Source organism: Bacillus sp. FSL L8-0193, from assembly GCF_037976065.1.
GTDB classification, from domain to species: Bacteria; Bacillota; Bacilli; order Bacillales; family Bacillaceae; genus Bacillus; species Bacillus paralicheniformis.
This window is the reverse complement of the sequence record NZ_CP150261.1, coordinates 2,874,968-2,896,670: the sequence shown is the minus strand read 5'-3', so window position 1 is coordinate 2,896,670 and position 21,703 is coordinate 2,874,968. Positions and strand designations below refer to the sequence as shown.

General features: G+C 47.5%; 20 protein-coding genes and 1 riboswitch. Of the genes, 12 read left to right on the top strand and 8 right to left on the bottom strand.

Features of this window, described 5'->3' with window-relative positions; all coding sequences use genetic code 11:
• Positions 1-3: 3 nt before the first annotated feature.
• Positions 4-387, bottom strand: a complete 384-nt coding sequence (locus MHH76_RS14490) for a YoqO family protein (protein ID WP_020452375.1) — start codon at positions 385-387, stop codon at positions 4-6.
• 146 nt (positions 388-533) lie between these two features.
• On the bottom strand, positions 534-1,751 hold the full coding sequence (locus MHH76_RS14485; protein ID WP_020452374.1) for an MFS transporter: 1,218 nt from the start codon (positions 1,749-1,751) through the stop codon (positions 534-536).
• Between the two features lie 120 nt (positions 1,752-1,871).
• On the opposite strand from MHH76_RS14485, the gene MHH76_RS14480 reads away from it, so the two are divergent.
• Both MHH76_RS14480 and MHH76_RS14475 read left to right on the top strand, forming a co-directional pair.
• A complete protein-coding gene (locus MHH76_RS14480) occupies positions 1,872-2,771 on the top strand; it encodes a LysR family transcriptional regulator (RefSeq protein ID WP_020452373.1) in 900 nt (299 codons plus the stop codon).
• 77 nt (positions 2,772-2,848) lie between these two features.
• The gene (locus MHH76_RS14475; protein WP_020452372.1) at positions 2,849-3,802 is read left to right on the top strand and encodes an iron-hydroxamate ABC transporter substrate-binding protein; all 954 of its coding nucleotides are present in this window, start codon (positions 2,849-2,851) and stop codon (positions 3,800-3,802) included.
• A gap of 42 nt (positions 3,803-3,844) precedes the next feature.
• Here the strand turns inward: MHH76_RS14475 and MHH76_RS14470 are convergent, their stop codons facing one another.
• Positions 3,845-4,789, bottom strand: coding sequence for a hypothetical protein (locus MHH76_RS14470; protein WP_020452371.1), 945 nt, complete (start codon positions 4,787-4,789; stop codon positions 3,845-3,847).
• A gap of 104 nt (positions 4,790-4,893) precedes the next feature.
• Between MHH76_RS14470 and MHH76_RS14465 the strand changes: the two genes are divergently transcribed.
• Complete coding sequence (locus tag MHH76_RS14465) at positions 4,894-5,721, top strand: uroporphyrinogen-III synthase (RefSeq protein ID WP_020452370.1); 828 nt, start codon at positions 4,894-4,896, stop codon at positions 5,719-5,721.
• A 302-nt stretch (positions 5,722-6,023) separates the two neighbouring features.
• Here the strand turns inward: MHH76_RS14465 and MHH76_RS14460 are convergent, their stop codons facing one another.
• Positions 6,024-6,689 carry a peptidase E gene (locus MHH76_RS14460; protein WP_020452369.1) on the bottom strand — a complete coding sequence of 222 codons (666 nt, stop codon included), beginning with the start codon at positions 6,687-6,689 and terminating at the stop codon, positions 6,024-6,026.
• Positions 6,690-6,708: 19 nt separating this feature from the next.
• Positions 6,709-7,086: a helix-turn-helix domain-containing protein gene (locus tag MHH76_RS14455; RefSeq protein ID WP_020452368.1), complete on the bottom strand. Its 378-nt coding sequence runs from the start codon at positions 7,084-7,086 to the stop codon at positions 6,709-6,711.
• Between the two features lie 157 nt (positions 7,087-7,243).
• On the opposite strand from MHH76_RS14455, the gene MHH76_RS14450 reads away from it, so the two are divergent.
• The 6 genes from MHH76_RS14450 (at position 7,244) to kdpDN (ending at position 15,613) form a co-directional block, all read left to right on the top strand.
• Complete coding sequence (locus MHH76_RS14450; RefSeq protein ID WP_043054418.1) at positions 7,244-8,464, top strand: MFS transporter; 1,221 nt, start codon at positions 7,244-7,246, stop codon at positions 8,462-8,464.
• Between the two features lie 30 nt (positions 8,465-8,494).
• Positions 8,495-9,340 (top strand): aldo/keto reductase, encoded by an 846-nt coding sequence (locus MHH76_RS14445; RefSeq protein ID WP_020452366.1) that lies wholly within the window; start codon positions 8,495-8,497, stop codon positions 9,338-9,340.
• Between the two features lie 252 nt (positions 9,341-9,592).
• Positions 9,593-9,737: riboswitch (cyclic di-AMP (ydaO/yuaA leader) on the top strand.
• 325 nt (positions 9,738-10,062) lie between these two features.
• Positions 10,063-11,736: a potassium-transporting ATPase subunit KdpA gene (gene kdpA / locus MHH76_RS14440; protein WP_020452365.1), complete on the top strand. Its 1,674-nt coding sequence runs from the start codon at positions 10,063-10,065 to the stop codon at positions 11,734-11,736.
• A 13-nt stretch (positions 11,737-11,749) separates the two neighbouring features.
• Positions 11,750-13,822: a potassium-transporting ATPase subunit KdpB gene (kdpB, locus tag MHH76_RS14435; RefSeq protein ID WP_020452364.1), complete on the top strand. Its 2,073-nt coding sequence runs from the start codon at positions 11,750-11,752 to the stop codon at positions 13,820-13,822.
• A gap of 12 nt (positions 13,823-13,834) precedes the next feature.
• Entirely contained in the window at positions 13,835-14,395 is a 561-nt protein-coding gene (gene kdpC, locus MHH76_RS14430) for a potassium-transporting ATPase subunit KdpC (protein WP_020452363.1), read from the top strand.
• Between the two features lie 69 nt (positions 14,396-14,464).
• The gene (gene kdpDN / locus MHH76_RS14425) at positions 14,465-15,613 is read left to right on the top strand and encodes a KdpD-like non-kinase potassium sensor (RefSeq protein ID WP_043054417.1); all 1,149 of its coding nucleotides are present in this window, start codon (positions 14,465-14,467) and stop codon (positions 15,611-15,613) included.
• On the opposite strand, the gene MHH76_RS14420 is transcribed toward kdpDN, so the two are convergent.
• Both MHH76_RS14420 and MHH76_RS14415 read right to left on the bottom strand, forming a co-directional pair.
• Positions 15,586-16,155, bottom strand: a complete 570-nt coding sequence (locus tag MHH76_RS14420) for a methylated-DNA--[protein]-cysteine S-methyltransferase (RefSeq protein WP_043054416.1) — start codon at positions 16,153-16,155, stop codon at positions 15,586-15,588. The two genes, kdpDN and MHH76_RS14420, sit on opposite strands and share 28 nt — an antisense overlap.
• Before the next feature lie 4 nt (positions 16,156-16,159).
• Positions 16,160-16,720: a bifunctional transcriptional activator/DNA repair enzyme AdaA gene (locus tag MHH76_RS14415; protein ID WP_023855349.1), complete on the bottom strand. Its 561-nt coding sequence runs from the start codon at positions 16,718-16,720 to the stop codon at positions 16,160-16,162.
• A 217-nt stretch (positions 16,721-16,937) separates the two neighbouring features.
• On the opposite strand from MHH76_RS14415, the gene catA reads away from it, so the two are divergent.
• On the top strand, positions 16,938-17,588 hold the full coding sequence (gene catA / locus MHH76_RS14410; protein WP_043054415.1) for a type A chloramphenicol O-acetyltransferase: 651 nt from the start codon (positions 16,938-16,940) through the stop codon (positions 17,586-17,588).
• Between the two features lie 82 nt (positions 17,589-17,670).
• Here the strand turns inward: catA and MHH76_RS14405 are convergent, their stop codons facing one another.
• Entirely contained in the window at positions 17,671-17,931 is a 261-nt protein-coding gene (locus tag MHH76_RS14405; protein WP_023855347.1) for a YrhK family protein, read from the bottom strand.
• Positions 17,932-18,051: 120 nt separating this feature from the next.
• On the opposite strand from MHH76_RS14405, the gene MHH76_RS14400 reads away from it, so the two are divergent.
• Both MHH76_RS14400 and MHH76_RS14395 read left to right on the top strand, forming a co-directional pair.
• Positions 18,052-18,510 carry a hypothetical protein gene (locus MHH76_RS14400; protein WP_043054414.1) on the top strand — a complete coding sequence of 153 codons (459 nt, stop codon included), beginning with the start codon at positions 18,052-18,054 and terminating at the stop codon, positions 18,508-18,510.
• A gap of 405 nt (positions 18,511-18,915) precedes the next feature.
• On the top strand, positions 18,916-21,702 hold the full coding sequence (locus MHH76_RS14395) for a sigma-54-dependent transcriptional regulator (RefSeq protein ID WP_020452357.1): 2,787 nt from the start codon (positions 18,916-18,918) through the stop codon (positions 21,700-21,702).
• The last annotated feature ends 1 nt before the right edge of the window (position 21,703 follow it).

The following is a 21,703-nucleotide window of genomic DNA, read 5'->3' as shown; positions in this document are numbered from 1 at the left end:
GGATCAGGATGCCTCTTTTTTAGAGCTTGTGATTTTTTCATTGATATAGATGAAAAGGTTTGATCCCAAGAACAAAACGAGCAAAATATACACCCATTTTGCCGGCGTCTCCCAGCCCTCGAAAAAAGGCAGAGAAGCAATGAATGTTTGCCCTTTCATGATGACAAACACCAATAACGCCACAGAGATGACGAGAACGATTCCTTGTAAAATGAGCGTTTTTGCACTATGTTTTTTCAAATCGCTCCATACGTACATCAGCCCGAACACCAGGGAGGCCATTGAGATAATATCATTCGCTGTGCCGTTGATCTTGAGCCCTGCCCGGAGAAAAAGATTCAAACCTACAGATGCCAAAATTCCGTAAAATCCGATTGTTTTAAGCAAGATGATTCCCCCTCAAACCATTATAGAGGGAGATAAAGGAAAAGCCAACATGACAGGCTGCATTTATTCATTCTAAAAACGGCTGATCTTCAGGAGGAATCGTCATGCTGGCTTTGATTTAAATATCGGCATGTGGTGAAGAAAGTTTAGCTTTTATTTCGGATCTGTGTATCGTCTTGCCGCTTGTTCCTTTTGGCTTCGGCAAAGAAAATTGCCGGATAAGCGGCCAAAAGCAACAAGGTAATGAAGGCGACGATTCCCGGCCATTTAAAATGAGTCCAGAAGAAGCCTCCGAAAGACCCCGCTAAGCTTGAGCCGAGATAATAGCTCAGCAAATAAAGAGAGGAAGCTTGAACGCGCTGTTCGCCGGCCGTCTGCCCGACCCAGGAGCTTGCGATCGAATGCGAGCCGAAAAATCCGAATGTAAAGACAGCGATTCCGGCGATTTTCAGAGAAAGCTGAGGCAGAAGCGTAAGCAATGCGCCTCCCGCGATAATGGCAATCCCGATTTTCAGCATCAGCGGGCTGCCAAAACGGTCGGCTTTCTTTCCCATATAAACGGAACTAATTGCCCCTGCCAAATAAACGATAAAGATGAACCCGATGACAGTTTGAGAGAGTCTGTACGGAGGTCCCATCAATTGAAATCCGATATAATTGAACAGCGTAACAAAGCTTCCCATTAATAGAAATCCGAGTGAAATAATCGACAGCAGCCGTTTGTTCATCAAGACGGCAGAGTAGGCGAGGCTCGCCTTTTTCATGCTCGTTTTTCGCTTAGCGGAGTGCTGTGGCCGGGGCAGCAAAATCCAAAACAAATAGCTTAATAGCACTGATAATCCCCCGATGATTCCAAGCGCTGCACGCCAGCTGAACAAGTCTGTCAAAAGGCCGGTCAAAAGCCTTCCGCTCATTCCTCCAAGGCTTGTGCCGCTAATGTATAACCCCATCATTTTCCCGAGCCCTCGCGGATCAAATTCCTCTCCGACATAAGTCATGGCGATCGCGGGTACGCCTGCAAGGAAAAAGCCAAGCAGCCCTCTCATCACCAAGAGCCCCGCGAAGTTCGGACTAAAGGCGGTCAAGAGGCCGAGCACAGATGTCGCAAACAGGGATATTGCCATAATCGTCTTCCGGCCGAATCCGTCAGATAAAGCTGCTGCCGTGAGTAATGCAAAAGCCAATATACCTGTTGAAATGGATAAAGTTAAGCTTGCAGCTGCCGCCGATATGCCGAATTCCTCCGCAAACAGAGGCATGAGCGGCTGTGTGGTGTAAAGCGTGGCAAATGTCACAAAACCGCTGATGAATAAAGCGATGCTTGCTTTTTGATAATCTTTCGTATGCGGCTGTATGTAAGTCATGGTAGCTCCTCTTTTCCAGAATGACAATCTATGTTTCATGGTACGCTTTCATTTGTGATGTGTCTAATTTATAATATCTATCAACATCATGCATTCTAGTTATGAAGGAGCGGATGAGCATTGGAACTCTATCAAATTGACCATTTTATTGCCGTGAGCAGGCATAAACACTTTACAAAAGCCGCCCTGGAACAAAGGATTTCCCAGCCGGCTTTGAGCAGGTCGATCAAAAAGCTTGAAGAAGAATTGGGCGTCCCGCTGTTTATTCGAAAAACAAAATCGATCCGCCTGACAAAGTACGGCGAGCAGTTCCTCATCAAAGCGAAACAGGCCCGCCTTGCTCTTGACGAAGGCGTCCAGCAAATCAGGGAAAGCGTCAATCCGAATGCCGGGGAAATCTCGGTATCTTTTTTGCATACGCTTGGTTCACGCCTGATGCCGCAGCTGATTGCCGGTTTTAAAAAGAAATACCCGAATGTTGCGTTCCGTCTGTATCAGGCCGCAAATGAACATCTTCAGCATATGGTGGAGACGGGCGAGGCTGATATATGTCTCAGCTCACCACCCCTTCCAAACGAACTTCTTGAATGGACGGTGCTGGATACTGAACCGCTTTACCTGGTGCTTCCCGCCGACCACCCGCTCGCAGATCGGAAAGAAGTCGCGATCAGATCCATTGCCCATGAGGACTTTGTCGGTTTTAAGCCGGGTTATGGTCTTCGATATGTGTTTGATCAAATGTGCCGGGAACTGTCCATCAGCCCGAAGCTTGCGTTTGAAGGGGAAGAAGTGTCGACGATTTTGGGCCTTGTGTCAGCAGGGCTCGGTGCGGCGATCCTGCCGAAAACGGCGGAACATATCCATTCTCCGGTGGCATTTTGCCGAGTGTCAGACTACCGTTCTGAGAGGACGATCGGTCTCGCCGTTTTGAAAGACTATTATTTATCGCCGGCGGCACGCAACTTTAAAGAATTTGTCATCGAATACTATCGACGGAATGAGCGGCCTGATCAGCCGTAAAGCAAATAAAGACTTCTCATGGTGACAATTATCCTGTATATTGATAATGATAATTATTATCAATTGGAGGGTTGAACATGACGAAAAAGCAGTATTCTTATATATTGACCGTTTTACTCGCATTTTCTGTTTTTCTTTCAGGCTGTCAAAGCGGCCAAAAACAGACGGCATCAAAGAACGAAGCGAAAACAAGAGTGGTGAAAACAATCAACGGAAATGTCACTGTACCGGCCAATCCGAAGCGCGTCGTTACGATAGGATATGCCGGGACAATGCTTGCATTCGGAATCAAGCCGCTTGGAGAAACAGGGAAATATCTTGAAAGTCCCTATATTAAAGATCATATTTCAGAAATAAAGAATATCGGGGGAAAAGACGGTTTTTCAGTATCTGTGGAAAAGATTCTTAAGCTTAAACCCGATTTGATCGTATCGATGACAAACGATAAAAAAGAATATGAAAAGCTCTCAAAAATCGCTCCGACTGTCGTTTATCCGTTCGGCACGTTTAAAGATGCACGCGATGAAATGAAAACGTTTGGCAAGCTGCTCGGCAAGGAAAAGGAGGCTCGGGAGTGGACGAAAACGTTTAATCAAAAAATGAAAGCCGCCCGCGCGAAAATCAAAGATGCATCTGTACAAGGTGAAACGTTCTCTTTAATCGGCGCATATGCAAAATCTGTGTATGTCTACGGGGCCTACGGGTATCGGGGCGGAGAAGCGATCTATACGCAGCTGGGACTGACGCCGCCTGAATCTGTTAAAAAGGATGCCATTGATACAGCTGACGGATATAAAGCCATATCTTTCGAAGTTCTGCCGAAATATGCCGGAGACTACATATTTGTCGATGAATCATACAACGGAAAGCTTGATCAGGACAATCCGGTTTGGAAGTCGCTTGACGCGGTGAAAAAAGGCAAGGTCTTTTTCCTCGATCCGGACAGGTTCTGGCCGTATGATCCAAACGCTGTTCAGGCGCAGGCCGAAGAAATCGCGGACATGATATCCAAGAAAGCGAAAAACGAATAGAAAAGCGGGGAGCCGAAAAGAATGATCCGGCTTCCCGCTTTTTCATTTTTCATAATGCTGAAATTGAATATCCAGTGTCCGGAGGTATGTTTGCAGGCCCGCATCTTGGATGGGGATGATATAGGCCGCTTCACCTGACTCATTATGGTGGGAATGCCATAATCCCGGCGGTGTAATGAAGGCTTTTCCGGTTACCCAGTCAATCCGTTTCGGATCGATGATTTCCTTTGTGGCCGGATCGATTTTGCTTCCGACTAATGTGTACGTCCCTGGTGCGGCATAGGCGACAAAATCGAGAGCCACCGACTTGTGGCTGTGGGGCGCTTGATTGGAGCCGGGAGGCACGATGCCGAACATCGCCCACAATACATGGGTGATCGTCAGCGTTTGATCGAATATATCATTGTTTAAAAGAACGGAAATACGGTTTCGGAAACGGGCGTCAGGAGCGGCGGCCGCTTCAGCCAATTTTGCTTTTGCCTGTTCAGCGGTGTAGATGGTTGGTTGAAAGCGGGATTCCGACGGCTTTACGCCCAAATAATGCAGGAGAGGTGAATCGGTGATGTAATAAATGGCTGCATCTTCTGCTGCGGTATGCTGGCTGCTTGAACCGGCAGGCAAAGTCAAAAAATCGCCTTTCTGCCAGTGAATCGTATCTTCGCCCGCTTCGGTACGCCCTGCGCCGCTGACAATGTAATATAGTTCGCTTGTCGCGCGGGGGGCGGTGTGAATGGTGTCGCCCGAACGAATCTTGATGAAGTGGGCGAGAAGGGAAGGGCTTGAAGCGGGATATTCCGTCTTCAGTTCTTCTGAGATGTCCAGCGGGATGATCCGCGTTTCACCTGTTTCATACAATTCAGGTCCGAACTCTTTCACAGGAATCGGACTGATTATTCCGCTTCCAATCGGGTCAGAGGCAGTGGTATACTCGAAAAAACGGGCATGTTTCGTCAAATGCTCGGCTCGGGTTTCAAATTGAGAATGCATTGAAAAACCTCCTGTTATTTTTTGATAATTCAATCATATCTCATTTGGAAGATGATAGTAAACCATTACATTGATAGAAACAGATACGGAAAAGAGGGATTGGATTGGGAAAAGGATTGAACGGCAGAAGAATTGCCATCGGAGCATCGCGAAAAACGGATGAAATGAGCACATTAATCAAAAAGCAAGGCGGGGTTCCCGTCGTACGTTCCCTTCAGGGTACCGTGTTTTTGGCCGAAAAAGAAGTAGGTCCTGATTTGCGAGCCTTTGTTGAAACGGGAGCCGACTGGGTGATTTTCACGACCGGAATCGGGACGGAGACGCTTGTCAACCTAGCTGATAAACTGGGGATCGGTGAGCGCTATTTACAAGCGATCCGCGGGGCGAAGGCGGCATCGAGAGGCTACAAAACAATCGCCGCATTAAAAAAGCTCGGCATTACGCCGGTTGCGGCGGATGAAGACGGCACCACCAAAGGACTGATCGACTCGCTTCAATCCCATGATTTTTCCGGGAAACGGGTGATGGTACAGCTTCACGGCGAAAACGCACCGTCACTGCTTCAGTTTTTGGAAGAGAAAGGTGCAGCTGTTTTTCCGCTTCTGCCGTATCGCCATGTTGCACCGGACCGGGAAACCGTCGCCTTATTGTGCAGCGAGGTCATCAACCGTGAAGTGGATGCGGTTTCCTTTACAACAGCCGTCCAAGTCCGCTCGCTTTTTCATTTTGCGAAAGAAAACGGCTATGCGGAGAAAATTGTCCAATCTTTTCAAGACAGCGTGTTGGCAGCCGCTGTCGGAAAAGTGACGGCAGAAGCTTTAAGAGAAGAAGGAGTTGAACGCCTGCTCGCTCCCGGCCTCGAACGAATGGGAGCGATGATTGTGGAGCTGGCCCGGTTTTATGAAACGGAAGAGGAAATCAAAACACAGTAAGTGCGAAGGAAATCAGCAGATTGGGGCGTGAGAGTCTCCTTGAGAGGCGCTGTCATGTATGCAGACCCAAAAGGAAAAAAGCCGCAGACACAGCTTGCCGTGCGGCTATCATTTTCTGGGCCGTGATACTTTTTGTGCATCATGCTTTTGAATATGTTGATCGTGAGCCGTTGATGTCAAATTTTTCTGTTTTGCTGGGTTTGAGTCTCACCGTGTTTTTTCTGACGGAAAGCCTGGTCAAACGGCTTGCAGCCGCAAAAACAAGAAAAACGCTTCGCCGATGAGCCGAAGCGTTTTTTGCTTTATAAAACAAATTGATCTGAAACGAATACCGCGCCGTCTTCATTAAAAATCCGGGCAGGCTTTGTTCCGATGACCCGGATGTCTGAAATGCTTGCGGCGATTCCCGTTTCTTCCGGCAAGGCGATGACGGGAGTGTCAAAGGCATGCCTATACCTTTTAATCAGCGGATCATGTTCAACCTTGTAGTGACACCAAACCGCATAGTCTCCCAGAAGCTTTAATCCGTTAAAATCGCGCAATCCGCAAGCATTGCGGTCCATATAAGAGCAAGTCATGATGTTCTTTCCGAGAATGACGGCGCCTGCGCTTCCGCCGTAAATGACGCCGCCGCTTTCGGCATAGCGCTTTAACACCTCGATAAAATGTGATTCAATGAATTGTTTGAGCAGACGAAACGTATTTCCTCCGCCAATATATACGGCAGAAAATGCGTCTAAATCGTGCACGGTTTTGCCTTTGACATCCGTCCACATCACGATATTTTTAACGCCGAGCGGGTGAAAGAGCCGGCTGATCCAATCGAAGCCTTCATCATACCTGTCGGCGTCCATGGCAATCGGAATATACAACAAAGGCTTATGCGGGCAGAGGCTCCCGGCAAAATGCCGATCCAGCCGTTCAGTTTGGTGCGCATCTCCGCCTCCGGAAAGAAACCATTTTCCCATCCTGACCTCCATCTATTTATTATGTTTCCTTTAATTGTTCATTCAGCACGCTGTCCTCCAAAACGGCAAATTTGTCTCCATACACTTTCGTAATATGTGTTTCACCCCAGGCGCACAATGAATCCAATATGTCTTTAAGCGTCCATCCGTATTCGCTGAGTTCGTATTCGACCTTCGGCGGCACCTGCTGGTACACGAGCCGATTGATGACGCCGTCCTCCTCCAGTTCGCGCAGCTGCTGGGTCAGCATTTTCTGCGTAATGTTCGGCATCAGCCGCTTCAGCTCGCTCGTGCGTTTTTTGCCGTGCGTCAAATGGCACAAAATCACACATTTCCATTTACCTCCAATTACTTCAAGTGTAGCTTCGACAGATATATTGTACTTTTTCGGCTTCATGTTCTCCTCCAAACCATAGGAACCGAAAAGTACCTATCTAACTTTTTGGTTCCTATCGCACTTAAAAGTGCGTACTTTTTTTTATGGATGATATGTACCATAATATCATTTGCCGGCAGACATTTGCTATACATTAAAAACGAAAGGGGGAAAAAGAATGACTTCTGTTCATGATAAAAAACGCAGTATATTAGCGCTTTTAGCCTTGGCGGCCAGCGCATTTGCCATCGGGACAACCGAATTCATCAGCGTGGGGCTTCTGCCTTTAATTGCTGATGACATGAACATTTCAGTGACGACCGCGGGGCTGACTGTATCGTTATACGCTTTGGGCGTGACAGTCGGCGCACCCGTATTGACGTCTGTCACATCGAGTATGCCGAGAAAAGCGCTGTTGCTTGTGATTATGATTATTTTTATGATCGGAAACGGGCTTGCGGCATGTGCCGGAAGCATCGGTGTTTTATTAACCGCCCGCGTGATTTCCGCGTTTTCTCATGGCGTATTTATGTCAATCGGTTCAACGATTGCGGCAAGCCTGGTCCCGGCGGATAAAAGAGCCGGAGCGATATCAATTATGTTTACCGGTCTGACGATTGCGATGATTACCGGAGTTCCCATCGGCACGTTCCTCGGTCAGCTGTTCGGCTGGCGGATTGCTTTTGCGGCGATTGTCGCTGTCGGCGCACTGGCGTTTATCGCCAACAGCTTTCTTGTTCCGGCCGATTTGCCGAAAGGCGTCCGAACGTCTTTCAAGAGCCAATTGAAACTTGTAACCAATGGCCGTCTGCTGCTTTTATTCATCATTACGGCGCTTGGTTATGGAGGAACATTTGTTGTCTTTACGTATTTATCCCCGCTGCTTCAGCATGTGACAGGTTTTAAACAGGAAGCTGTTGCCGTCATTTTGCTTGCTTACGGCATTGCCGTCGCGCTCGGAAATATCATCGGAGGTAAAGCGGCCAACCAAAAACCGCTTACTGCATTATTCTATATGTTCATCGCCCAAGCGGTTGTGCTTCTCATCTTAACGGCGGCTGCTCCTTATCAGGCAGCGGGCTTTATCGTCATCATGCTGATGGGATTTTTAGCATTTATGAATGTCCCCGGGCTCCAGTCCTATGTGGTAATTCTGGCTGAACGGTTTGTTCCGGGGGCGGTAGATGTCGCATCAGCTGTCAATATCGCTGCATTCAACGCCGGGATCGCGATCGGATCTTATACAGGAGGCGCCATCACACAGTCGATCGGTTTGATTCACACTCCATGGGCCGGAGCTTTGATGGTGCTCGGCGCCGTCGCGCTGACGGGCTGGAGCAGGGCGCTGGAACGAAATGACCAAAAACAAAATCAAGCTTTAAAGAAAAACTGCGCATGATGTATACAAAAATATGAGGAGGCCAATTAGATGACGGCAAAAAATCTGCAAGATCGAATCACATTGAATAACGGGACGGACATGCCCTGGTTTGGACTAGGCGTGTTTAAAGTAGAGGAAGGGCCCGAACTGGTGCAAGCCGTAAAAACGGCAATCAAGCACGGCTACCGCAGTATCGATACGGCAGCCATCTACGGAAATGAAGAAGGGGTTGGCCAAGGAATTCGCGAAGGGTTGAAAGAAGCCGGAATTTCTAGAGAAGACTTGTTTGTAACGTCAAAGGTCTGGAATGACGATTTAGGCTATGACGAAACGATTGCAGCCTACGAAGCGAGTCTCGAAAAGCTCGGGCTCGATTACCTGGATTTATACCTGATCCACTGGCCTGTTGAAGGGCGCTATAAAGCGGCGTGGAAAGCCCTTGAAACTCTTTATGAACAAGGACGCGTAAAAGCAATCGGCGTCAGCAATTTTCACGTTCACCATCTGGAAGACTTGCTGAAAGATGCCGCCGTCAAACCGGTGATCGACCAGGTCGAGTATCACCCGCGGCTCACGCAGAAAGAGCTGCAAGCGTTTTGCCGTTCGCACAGCATCCAGCTTCAAGCATGGTCGCCGCTGATGCAAGGCCAATTGCTCAGCCACCCGCTGCTGAAAGATATCGCGGACAAGCACGGCAAGACACCTGCTCAAGTCATTTTACGCTGGGATTTGCAAAACGGAGTCATCACCATTCCAAAGTCGACAAAAGCGGAGCGAATTGCCCAAAACGCGGAGGTATTTGATTTTGAACTGACCCTCGAGGAAATGAAGCAAATTGACGGGCTGAATGAAAACACCCGTGTCGGTCCTGATCCTGATAACTTTGACTTTTAACAAAAAACGGCCCCGTTCGAATTTCCGAGCGGGGCTTCGACACATTTTTTATCCGCCGTTTTTCACAGGTAAAAGCCATAACATGAAAGAGAAAACAAGATATTAAGAGAAAATAGAAGGTAATAAGTCATAAACTGTGTAAAAAAGGTTATAAAATTGATAAACGAGGAAATTTGATCATTTATGAAACTTTACACGATGATTGAACGGGCGTAATATAAATCTCATCAAAAAACTGAATAAAATTTCCAATTAACGTAACCGCTGAATTCCAATTGGAAGCGGGGGAACCAATTTTTTGTGGCGCTGCCACTTGGGGTGAATCCTTTTCAAGGTAAGGTGACTCTTTGCACCTGAATCCGACAGCTAACCTCGCAAGCGTTTAAAGAGAACCAAAAAACGTGCATAAAGCACGGTTTCTTAACTGTGCCCAAAAAAGCCGTAAGAGGTTTGTTCTCTTGCGGCTTTTTTTCGTGCAAAAAACATGAAAGGAGGTGAGCGGAGTGCTGGATATCGTGATGCTGGCCATTGTCGCATTTTTAGCGGGGATGATGTTTCTGTTGCTGAGATGGGCGGGGAAAACCGCTGATCAATCATAAATGTGAAAGGAGTGATTGCCATGGCGCTATTGGCAGCGGGAGCAGCCGCCATGTTTGTCTATTTGACTTATGCTTTATTGAATCCTGAGAAATTTTAATTGTACACAAATTGGGGGTATTGAAATGACGTCGCTCATATCCATCTGTTTTATCCTGCTTGCCGCATTGCTGGCAGCCAAACCAATGGGGCTTTACATAGCGAAGGTATTTGACGGCGCCCCGTCCAAAATCGACCGGTTTTTCCTTCCGGCGGAACGCTTGCTGCTTGAGCTGGGCGGAGTAAAAGGAGAAAACCAATCGTGGAAGAAATACGCCGCCGCGCTGGTACTCACGAATACGGCGATGATTTTCATCGTTTATCTCGTTTTTCGTCTGCAGGGTGTACTGCCTTTAAATCCTGAAAAGGTCGCGGGAATGGAACCCACACTGGCTTTTAATACGGCAGTCAGTTTTATGACGAATACAAATTTGCAGCATTACAGCGGCGAAAGCGGTCTGTCCATGCTTTCGCAGATGATTGCGATCACCTTTTTAATGTTTGCCGCTCCCGCTACGGCGCTGGCCGCCGCGGTTGCGATGATTCGGGGGCTCGCCGGGAAACCGTTCGGCAACTTTTTTGTCGATTTGGTCCGTTCGATCACGCGGATTTTACTGCCGATCACAGTTGTGGTGTCGCTTGTTTTCGTCGCCCTAGGCGTACCGCAGACGCTTGACGGTTCCGTGACAGCCCATACGGTGAGCGGAGGGGAGCAGTCCATTGTTCGGGGGCCGGTGGCGTCCTTTTTATCCATCAAAGAACTGGGGAACAACGGCGGGGGGTATTTTGGCGTCAACTCTTCTCATCCATTTGAAAATCCGAATGGATGGAGCAATGCGATTCAAATTTTATTAATGCTCTTGATTACCATCTCACTGCCGTTTACGTATGGGAAAATGGTTGGGAATCTGAAGCAAGGCCGCATTCTTTTTGTATCCGCAGGTCTTTTGTTTTTGCTTTCAGCCGGGGCAGCTTTCATGGCGGAATCGCAAGGCAATCCCGTCATCAATCAGCTCGGAATCGAGCACACAGAAGGCAGCATGGAAGGTAAGGAAGTGCGTTTTGGAACATTGAATTCAGCTTTTTATGCGATGGTTACCACCGCGAGCGAGACAGGAGCTGTCAATACGATGCACGACACGCTCACGCCACTAACGGGTCTTTTGGCATTGCTTAATATGATGCTGAACACGGTGTTTGGCGGAATAGGCGCCGGATTGATGAACATGCTTCTATACGCGATGGTTGCGGTTTTTCTGTCGGGCTTAATGGTCGGAAGAACGCCTGAGTTTTTAGGCAAAAAAATTGAAGGAAATGAAATGAAGCTTTTAGCCGTTACTCTGCTGATTCATCCTTTGTTAATCTTAGGGGCGTCAGCGCTTGCCGTCATGACGCAAGCGGGTCAGGCTGCAATTTCAAATCCCGGATTTCACGGGATCAGCCAGATTTTATACGAATATACGTCTTCAGCCGCGAATAACGGTTCAGGATTTGAAGGGCTCGGAGACGCGTCGCCTTTTTGGAATATAACAACGGGAATTGTGATGTTTATCGGCCGTTATTTCTCAATTGTCACACTGCTCGCAGTTGCGGGGTCACTTTTGAAAAAGCAAACCGTTCCGGAAACAATCGGAACATTTCGCACCGATTCAAGCCTGTTCAGCGGGATTTTTATCGCTTCGATCCTGATCGTCGGGGCTTTAACATTCTTTCCGGTGCTTGTGTTGGGACCGGCCGCAGAATATTTAACATTACGATAAGGGGGCTTTACTCATGAACGATTTGCATCATTCCAGTCAACAGGCCACACCGGATGCCGTTCACACAACAAAGCAAACGATGAACGACACGATCATCAAAGATGCGGTCAAACATGCCTTTTTAAAATTAGATCCGCGAACTATGATCAAAAATCCGATTATGTTTGTCGTAGAAGTTGGATTTTTCATAACGGTTCTGCTTTCCGTGTTTCCCCGGTTTTTCGGCAGTACGGCGGCTCCCTGGTTCAATCCGGCGGTTTCTTTCATTTTGCTGATCACCGTGTTATTCGCGAATTTCGCCGAAGCGCTGGCTGAAGGAAGAGGAAAGGCACAGGCCGATTCTTTAAAACAGACGAAAAAAGGGGTTTCGGCCAATAAAGTAATGGATGACCGCATTGAGAAGGTAGCGCCTGCCGAGCTTAGAAAGGGGGACATCGTCATCGTCTCCCAGGGAGAAATGATACCTGGCGACGGTGAAGTCATCGCGGGTCTCGCATCAGTAGACGAATCGGCCATCACGGGAGAGTCTGCTCCGGTCATAAAGGAAGCAGGCGGTGATTTCAGCTCTGTTACGGGAGGCACCCGGGTCGTCAGCGATTCGATTAAAGTCAAGATCACGAGTGATCCGGGTGAAACGTTCCTCGATCAGATGATCGCTTTAGTCGAAGGGGCTGAAAGGCAAAAAACGCCGAATGAAATCGCGTTGAATACGGTTTTAACGAGCTTAACGCTGATTTTTCTGATCGTTGTTGCGACACTCCCGTTTTTTACGTCCTATCTCGGTTTTCAAATTGATCCCGCCGTCTTGATTGCCCTGCTTGTCTGTCTTATACCGACGACGATCGGCGGGCTCCTGTCAGCCATCGGGATTGCGGGAATGGATCGCGTGACCCGCTTCAACGTTCTGGCGATGTCGGGGAAAGCTGTCGAGGCTGCGGGCGACATTAACACGATTGTTCTTGATAAAACAGGGACGATCACTTTTGGAAACCGGATGGCCGGGGAATTTGTCCCTGTCGGCGATGAATCGCTTCAAACCGTTGGTGAATATGCGGCGCTTGGCTCCATCCATGACGAAACACCGGAAGGACGCTCAGTCATCGAACTCGCTGATAAACTCTCGATTCACTATGACTCGTCCGTTGCTGAAGCAGGAGAACCGATTGAATTCAAGGCGGAAACGAGAATGAGCGGCGTGAACCTGCCCGACGGAAGGCACATTCGCAAAGGCGCTGTCGATGCCGTGAAAAAGTGGGTGATCAACAATGGCGGAACGATACCTTCGAATCTCGATCTGGAAAGCGAACGGATTTCAAAAGAAGGCGGAACACCGCTGGCTGTAGCGGCAGACGGAACAATCTTCGGTTTGATCTATTTAAAAGACACCGTTAAACCGGGCATGAAAGAGCGCTTTGCCGAGCTTCGCAAAATGGGGATCAAAACGGTGATGTGCACAGGCGACAATCCATTAACGGCCGCTACGATCGCAAGGGAAGCGGGCGTTGATGACTTTATTGCCGAAAGCAAGCCCGAAGACAAGATTAATGTGATCAAGCGCGAACAATCTGAAGGAAAGCTTGTCGCCATGACGGGCGACGGAACCAATGACGCGCCCGCACTTGCGCAGGCTGATGTCGGGCTTGCCATGAACAGCGGCACAACAGCTGCCAAGGAAGCAGCGAATATGGTGGACCTTGATTCGAATCCGACAAAAATCATTGAAGTCGTCTCGATCGGAAAGCAGCTGCTTATGACGCGCGGCGCTTTGACTACGTTCAGCATCGCAAACGATATCGCCAAATATTTTGCCATCATCCCGGCGATGTTTATGCTGGCGATTCCCGAGATGAACGCGCTGAACATCATGAGGCTTGGTTCGCCGATTTCAGCGATCTTATCTGCGCTGATATTTAACGCGCTGATCATCCCGCTTCTTGTGCCTTTAGCCATGAAAGGAATTGCTTATAAGCCGATGAGCTCAAATGCTTTGCTGGCCCGCAATTTATTGATCTATGGCCTCGGCGGCGTTATCGTCCCTTTCATCGGAATCAAGCTGATCGATATGCTGCTTCAGATTATGTTGTAAGGAGGAATCGTCATGAAAGAAATCGGAGTAATCTTCAGAATCAGCCTGCTGTTAATGCTGGTTTGCGGGCTTGGATATCCGCTCGCGCTGACAGGGATTTCACAGGCCGCCATGCCTGGAAAGTCAAATGGAAGTCTTGTGTATGACCGGCAGGGGAATGTGATCGGCTCTGAACTCATTGGCCAGCGGTTTAGAGACCCGCGGCTCTTTCAAGGAAGGGAATCCAGCATCAAGTATGATGCCGCAGGATCTGGATCCCCAAACGAAGCGCCGTCAAATCCCGATTTGCTGAAACGGATGAAAGCATCGATTGAAAAGTGGAAGGAGGAAAACCCTGATGTTCCGATCAGTAAACTGCCGGTCGATTTAGTCACGAACTCCGCTTCGGGATTAGACCCTGATATCAGTCCCGACGGGGCGATGGCGCAAATTCCGAGAATCAGCCGTCTGACAGGACTGCCGGAGAAAGAGCTTGTGCAGCTTGTTCATCAGCATACCAAAAGCGACTTCTTAAGTGAACCGCGCGTCAACGTGCTGCTTCTCAATATCGATTTAAAAGAAAAACTGAAGTAGAATGCTGCCCGGTGTCTGATCATACGACATCGGGAAAAACAAACTTGATGAGAAAACGGAGATGCTGCAATGCGGACAAAAAACACCCGTGATTATCGAAGGAAGACGCCGGGAGAGCTGCTGGCCGAAATTGAACAGCTGAAAAGAGGGCATTGGACCATTTATATCGGTTCTGCGCCGGGAGTCGGAAAAACGTATCGGATGCTCCAGGAAGCGCACGATTTAAAGCGTGAAGGGATCGATGCCGTGATTGGCCTTGTCGAAACGCATCATCGAAAAGACACGGCCGCACTCGTCAAAGGTTTAGAAGTCATTCCAAAACGAAACATTTCATATAAAGGGATAACGATGGGAGAAATGGATGTCGATGAGATTATTAACCGGAAGCCAGACCTTGTGCTTGTCGATGAACTGGCTCACACCAATGTGCCAGGTTCGAAAAATGAAAAGCGGTACATGGACGTTGAAGATATTTTACAGGAAGGCATCAACGTGCTGTCCGCCGTCAATATCCAGCATATCGAAAGCGTCCATGATATCGTTCAACACGTCACCGGGGTGAAAGTAAGAGAACGGATCCCGGACCGCGTGTTGGAATTGGCGAATGAAGTCATCTTGATTGACGTCACTCCGGAAACATTGCAAAAGCGGCTTCAGGAAGGAAAGGTATATGAAAAACATAAGATACAACAGGCTTTAACCCATTTTTTTACGAAAAATAATTTAGCTGCGTTGAGAGAGCTCGCCTTGCGAGAAGTTGCAGATGATGTGGATGATCGTCTGGAGCGGACGAACGGCAGCCTCCGGCCGAGGGGAACGAATGAAAAGATTTTGGTGTGCGTCCAGCACGGAAAAAATGCCGAAAAACTGATTCGGCGCGGGTGGAGAATCGCAAGCCGCCTGAAGGCCGATCTGCTCGTTTTAAACGTGTCGCGCACGTCAAAGGAGCAGCTGGCCCCGACAGAACGGGATAAAATCGGGCAATGGGAGACGCTCTGTGCACAATTCGGCGCCGAATTCATTTTTAAACACTCAAACAAAAGGCGCATTTCTGAAACGATCACTGATACAGCGAAACAGCACGGCATTACACAAATCGTGCTCGGCCAATCCGCCCGATCGCGATGGGAAGAAATCAGAAAAGGCTCGATTGTCAACAGCATTATGAGGCATACAGACGGAATCGACCTTCACATTGTCTCGGATGAGAAAGCTTGAGATCGGGATGCCGTTGTTAAAGGATGTTCAGCGGCGCCTGCGGCCTCCAGTATCAGCAGTTCTTTTTTCATCTCCAATCCGCCCCGGTATCCCGTGAGCTGTCCGTTTTTGCCGATAACCCGATGGCACGGCACTACCATTAACAGCGGATTTGCGCCGATCGCCGTACCTACGGCCCGGACAGTGTTCCGCTTTTGTATATGCCCGGCGATATCGGAATAGGAACGCGTGCTGCCGAAAGGAATTTCGGAGAGCGCCTGCCACACGGCCAGCTGAAAAGGCGTTCCGGCAAGGTCGACAGGAAAGCTGAAATGAGTCCGCTTGCCATCTAAATACGCCTGAATCTGCTCGGCGTATTCTGCCAATCCTTTGTCATCCCGAATGAAAACTGGCTGTGCGTACCTTTTTTCGGCCCAAGCGGCCAGCTCCCCGAATCCTTGATTCCATGCCCCTGTAAAACAGAGCCCGCGGGTAGTCGCCGCAATGTGAATCTGCGAGCGGCGGCAAGTCAGCGTACGCCAGTATACGATTTGATCTTCCATATGTTTACCTCCGTTTCATTTGCCGGTATGACGTCGGTGATTGCCCTGTTTTCTTTTTAAACAAAGCGGCAAAATAATCCGCATTCCCGATGCCTACCATTGAGGCGATTTCTGCGATCGTTCGTTCAGAATGGGCAAGCAAATCGAATGCTTTCTCAATCCTTTTCTGCAGGATGTATTCTGCCGGCGAGGCGCCTTTGATTCGTTTAAACGTCCGCTGCAGATGAAAAGGGCTGATATGGCACCTGTCTGCCAAAGCTTGCAGAGACAGCGGATCGCGATAAGATTCCTCGATGATTTGCACCGCCCGCTGTGCCAGCTCTTCATCCGGCAGCAGCATCCCGGCCGGATTGCAGCGTTTGCAGGGGCGGTACCCTTCTGATAAAGCATCTTTTGCATTGAAAAAGATTTGCACATTTTCGATTTGCGGAACTCTCGATTTGCAGGAAGGGCGGCAAAATATCCCGGTCGTTTTGACCGCGTAATAAAAAACTCCGTCATAGGCGGAATCGTTTTCCGTAATCGCCCGCCACCTTTCAGGCGTCAATCGTGATTTGCTATTCATATCTTCACCCCGATCTATGTCAGTATAACCTAAATGACAGCCGGAGGTGGAGAGGCGGGGAATGGCACAGCAAGAAGACAAAGAAGAGGAGGGACGGTTGCCTGCGTCTCCGAAACGCGCTACAATTCATTTACAATACAGGATGAGGTGAGAATATTGCCGAAATCAGAGAAGCAGGCCTCCTAAAATAAAAAAGCTATATTTTAGGAGGTAAAACATGAATTTTCAAACAATCGATCTCGACACTTGGTATAGAAAATCTTATTTTGACCATTACATGAAGGAAGCGAAATGTTCTTTCAGTATAACGGCAAACGTCAATGTGACCAATTTGCTTGCCGTGCTCAAGAAAAAGAAGATCAAGCTGTACCCGGTTTTTATTTATATCGTATCAAGGGCCATTCATTCGCGTCCCGAGTTTAGAACAACTTTTAACGACAAAGGACAGCTGGGATATTGGGAACAAATGCACCCGTGCTATACGATTTTTCATCAGGACGACCAAACGTTTTCCGCCCTCTGGACAGAATACTCAGATGATTTCTCGCGGTTTTATCGTCAATATCTTCAGGATGCCGAGCGCTTTGGAGACAAAAAGGGCTTGTGGGCTAAGCCGGACATCCCGCCCAATGCGTTTTCAGTTTCTTCTATTCCATGGGTGCGCTTTACAAACTTTAATTTAAACCTAGATAACAGCGAACACTTGCTGCCGATTATTACAAACGGGAAATACTTTTCAGAAGGCGGTGAAACATTTTTGCCGGTTTCCCTGCAAGTACACCATGCAGTGTGTGACGGCTATCATGCCGGCGCTTTTATGAACGAGTTGGAACGGCTTGCCGCCGATTGTGAGGAGTGGCTTATGTGACAGAGGAAAGGCCGATAGGATTCGGCCTTTTTTATATGCACTTCTTAGCGGGTCCCCTGCCATCTCTCCCTGCTGTTTAAATTTACTCACGGGATTTGGAACGCCGGCTCTCAACAAACTTCCGGTAATGAAAATCATGAACCAAACGGATCGTCGGCCTGATTAACAGCTGAAAGCTGCCGATCACAAACATCCATATTCCCGCCGGCTTCAGTTCCTCGAAGAAAAAACAGAAGCTCCCGACAAGGAATAAAAGACCGATGAGAAAATCGTTTAATGTATGAAGAACTTTGTATCTTTTTTTGAAAAAGAGTTCGTATCGATCATTGTGGTTTTGCGGCATTGCTTGATCCCTCCAGTCCTTTTATTACCCTGCCAGAAGCAGGAGTGAAACGTCGGTATGCATAGGATTTATGAATAAGGAAAAACATATGGGGACATCGACCATCGAGGAGTGAAAAATATGCGGCTATTCATATGTGCATTGTGCCTGTTCGGCATGATTGTTCCGACATTTGAAACGAAAGCGCTGACGTTTGAAGAATTGCCGGTTAAACAGGCTTCAAAACAATGGGAAGTTCAAATCGGTAAAGCCGAAGCAAAAAACGGAATGGCGAAGCCGGAAAAAGGTAGCTTTCATACTTATGCTGTCGAAATCAAAAACATTGGACACGATGTAGCTTCGGCGGAAATTTATCTCTATCGGAATGAACCCAATTCTTCAACGAAATTTTCGCTTTGGAATATTCCTCACGACAATGCGGTCTCTTTAGCCAAAAGCTTAAATGACGGAAGCCCTGTCAAGCACCGGAATTTGCTATTGGCAGAGAATGCGACCGAATTGGAAGTGGACTTGATTTGGACGGAAAAAGGGAGCGAAGGCAGACTTTTAAAGGAATCGTTTATTTTCAAAGGGAGATGAATCATAAAGATAGAGGCCGTTGAACCGTCAACGGCCTTTTTTGTGAAAGTTAAGGCAGCCGGTCGTTCGGCCAACATGGTATCGAAGTGAACATTGATCAGCAGAGCTTTCACAAAACATTTACATTTAGAGAAAAATACAGGATGTTTTCACCAATATTTTCTCAATAATGATACACTATTGACAAGCTGCTACTTTGGGTGGGGTGTTTCTGTGGATGCTGATGAAGCAAAAACACCAGACTGTGTCATGAGAGCACGAACAAATCGATATAAAAGTAGGAGAGTCAGGATTGTCAATCTGTAAAAGATCTTTTTTTTATCCCGTGATTCGGCTTTAAAGTTCTGAATCTTCAAGAAGTTTGCCGCCTTTTTGCTGATCAATCGAGAACAAAGGATGATACATATGAAAAGAATAGATAAAATCTACCATCAGCTGCTGGATAATTTTCGCGAAACGAATATCCATCAGCTTTTAAAGATACAAGGGAATTCGGCTCAGGAAATCGCCGGTCAGCTGCAAATGGAGCGTTCAAATGTCAGCTTTGAATTAAACAATCTCGTTCGTGCCAAAAAGGTGATCAAGATTAAAACGTTCCCTGTGCGCTATGTCCCGGTGGAAATCGTTGAAAACATCTTGAACATCAAATGGAACTCAGAGTTGATGGAGGTTGAAGAACTGAAGCGGCTGGCTGACGGCCAAAAAAAGCCGGCGCGCAACATGTCCGCCGATCCCCTCGAGCTCATGATCGGGGCTAAAGGGAGCTTGAAAAAGGCAATCTCTCAGGCGAAAGCGGCTGTCTTTTATCCTCCGCACGGCTTGCACATGCTGCTGCTCGGTCCGACGGGTTCAGGTAAATCGCTGTTTGCGAACCGGATCTACCAGTTCGCCGTTTATTCGGACATATTGAAGCCCGATTCCCCGTTCATCACATTCAACTGTGCCGATTATTATAACAATCCTCAATTATTGCTCTCGCAATTGTTCGGACATAAAAAAGGGTCGTTTACAGGTGCCGGCGAAGACAAAGCAGGATTAGTCGAACAGGCGGACGGGGGCATTCTGTTTATGGATGAAATTCATCGTCTCCCGCCGGAGGGGCAGGAAATGCTGTTTTATTTCATTGACAGCGGCACATACAACAGGCTTGGTGAAACAGAGCATAAGCGAACGGCAAAAGTCCTGTTTATCTGCGCAACAACAGAAAACCCGAGTTCTGCATTGCTGAAGACATTTTTACGGAGAATTCCGATGACCGTACATATTCCGTCGCTCGATGAACGCTCCCTTGGAGAAAGAGTGGAGCTGACAACGTTTTTATTGGGGAAAGAAGCAGAGCGGATCAAAAAAAACTTAAATGTTCATATCGACGTCTATAATGCATTGATTCATTCTGCAAAATTCGGAAATGTCGGGCAGCTGAAATCAAATGTGCAGCTGGTCTGTGCGCACGGATTTTTAAATAACCTTGACAAAGACGAGGTTGTTGAACTGACCGTCCGGGATCTTCCCGATGAGATTAAACAGGACTGGATGTCCAGCAGCAAAAATATCGAACGGAGCAAAATGATTTCTGAATACGTCAACATTACAACGATCATCTCTCCGATTGTGGAAGATGATACAACGAAAATCGATGACTCATTTAACTTATACCATGTTATAGAAGAAAAAGCGAAAATCCTGAATAAAGAAGGCTTAACAAAAAAACAAATCAATCAATATATTTTAACGGATATTCATTTGCACGTCAGAAGCTTTTTTAATCAGAAAATGCTTCAAAACCACAGCTTGCTCAAATTCGTTGAAGACGACGTGATGCAGATGACGAAAGAATTAAAGGAAGTCGCTGAACATGAGTTAGACTGCAAATTCGACCGTAAATTCATCTATTTCCTGAGCATGCACATCGCCGCATTTTTAAAGCGCGGAAAACAGATTGATGTTTTAAACCCGCAGGAAACAGATGAAATCAGGGAAACCCATGTGAAAGAATATGAGGTCGCACTGATTTTCAAAGATAAAATTCAAGCGTATTTTAAAGTAACCGTTCCGGAAATCGAAGTCATCTACTTGACGATGCTGATTCAGTCGATTAAATCATGGAAAGAAAACAAAAGGACGGGCATTGTCGTGGCGGCCCATGGAAACAGCACGGCGAGCTCTATGGTTGAAGTAGCCACTGAACTGCTGGGGAGCACCCCGATTGCTGCGGTTGATATGCCTTTGACCGTTTCACCTGCGGAAATCGTAAGCAGTCTGGCGGAGAAAGTGAAGCAGGTTGATGAAGGAGAAGGCGTATTAATGCTTGTCGACATGGGATCGCTTGCGATGCTGGAAACAAGGCTCGAACAACAAACGGGCGTAAAAATAAAAACGATCAGCAATGTTACGACATCGATGGTGCTTGATGCTGTCCGCAAGGTGAATTATTTGAATTTGAATTTGCACGCCATCTATGATTCGGTTACAAAGGATTTCATCGATTTATGGGCCGATAAACCGCGGGTCTCAGGCAAAAAGAAGGCGATCGTCTCCATTTGCACGACAGGCGGCGGAACGGCGAAAAAGCTCGAAGAGATCTTAACAGCAATCGTGAGCAGGACATCAGATGAACAAATCAGCATTTTGACGGTGTCATCGATCAAATTAGCAAGCCGCATGAAAGAAATTGAAAAAGCGTATGAGATCCTTGCCACGGTGGGCACGAAGAATCCTAAAATCGATGCTCCGCACGTGCCTTTAGAAGTATTGATTGAAGGCGAAGGAGAAAAAGTGATTCAGCAAGTGATTGGAAACGGCAATGTCCCTGCGAGCGGCGGATTATCCGGTAAAAATGTGGTGGTGAAGGAGCTGTGCGAAGACAGCCTGAAAAAATATCTTGTCTTTTTGAATCCCTATCATATGATAGACATGCTGTTGGAGTGGCTTCAGACGGTTCAAGACGAACTGCGCATCACATTCAGCAACGCGGTGCTGATCAAAGTCATCATGCATACCGCTTTTGCTTTTGAAAGGGTGATCAAACAGAATCCGATCGCTTTTCCTGAGGAAGAAGAAATGAATGATCAGCTTCAAAACGTTCTTCACATCACAGAGAAAACATTAAAGCCTTACGAAGAAAAGCTTGGACTCGCGATCAGCGAAGATGAAAAAATATTTATCGCGACCATCTTTTCTGAAGAGTTATAGC

What these genes read in the sequence shown, in the direction of transcription:
- kdpC (WP_020452363.1), top strand. Translation starts at nt 13,835, where the DNA reads ATGAAAGAAATCGGAGTAATCTTCAGAATCAGCCTGCTGTTAATGCTG.
- MHH76_RS14475 (WP_020452372.1), top strand. Translation starts at nt 2,849, where the DNA reads ATGACGAAAAAGCAGTATTCTTATATATTGACCGTTTTACTCGCATTT.
- kdpDN (WP_043054417.1), top strand. Translation starts at nt 14,465, where the DNA reads ATGCGGACAAAAAACACCCGTGATTATCGAAGGAAGACGCCGGGAGAG.
- MHH76_RS14460 (WP_020452369.1), bottom strand. Translation starts at nt 6,689, where the DNA reads ATGGGAAAATGGTTTCTTTCCGGAGGCGGAGATGCGCACCAAACTGAA.
- kdpB (WP_020452364.1), top strand. Translation starts at nt 11,750, where the DNA reads ATGAACGATTTGCATCATTCCAGTCAACAGGCCACACCGGATGCCGTT.
- kdpA (WP_020452365.1), top strand. Translation starts at nt 10,063, where the DNA reads ATGACGTCGCTCATATCCATCTGTTTTATCCTGCTTGCCGCATTGCTG.
- MHH76_RS14455 (WP_020452368.1), bottom strand. Translation starts at nt 7,086, where the DNA reads ATGAAGCCGAAAAAGTACAATATATCTGTCGAAGCTACACTTGAAGTA.
- MHH76_RS14415 (WP_023855349.1), bottom strand. Translation starts at nt 16,720, where the DNA reads ATGAATAGCAAATCACGATTGACGCCTGAAAGGTGGCGGGCGATTACG.
- catA (WP_043054415.1), top strand. Translation starts at nt 16,938, where the DNA reads ATGAATTTTCAAACAATCGATCTCGACACTTGGTATAGAAAATCTTAT.
- MHH76_RS14470 (WP_020452371.1), bottom strand. Translation starts at nt 4,789, where the DNA reads ATGCATTCTCAATTTGAAACCCGAGCCGAGCATTTGACGAAACATGCC.
- MHH76_RS14450 (WP_043054418.1), top strand. Translation starts at nt 7,244, where the DNA reads ATGACTTCTGTTCATGATAAAAAACGCAGTATATTAGCGCTTTTAGCC.
- MHH76_RS14395 (WP_020452357.1), top strand. Translation starts at nt 18,916, where the DNA reads ATGAAAAGAATAGATAAAATCTACCATCAGCTGCTGGATAATTTTCGC.
- MHH76_RS14400 (WP_043054414.1), top strand. Translation starts at nt 18,052, where the DNA reads ATGCGGCTATTCATATGTGCATTGTGCCTGTTCGGCATGATTGTTCCG.
- MHH76_RS14405 (WP_023855347.1), bottom strand. Translation starts at nt 17,931, where the DNA reads ATGCCGCAAAACCACAATGATCGATACGAACTCTTTTTCAAAAAAAGA.
- MHH76_RS14445 (WP_020452366.1), top strand. Translation starts at nt 8,495, where the DNA reads ATGACGGCAAAAAATCTGCAAGATCGAATCACATTGAATAACGGGACG.
- MHH76_RS14485 (WP_020452374.1), bottom strand. Translation starts at nt 1,751, where the DNA reads ATGACTTACATACAGCCGCATACGAAAGATTATCAAAAAGCAAGCATC.
- MHH76_RS14420 (WP_043054416.1), bottom strand. Translation starts at nt 16,155, where the DNA reads ATGGAAGATCAAATCGTATACTGGCGTACGCTGACTTGCCGCCGCTCG.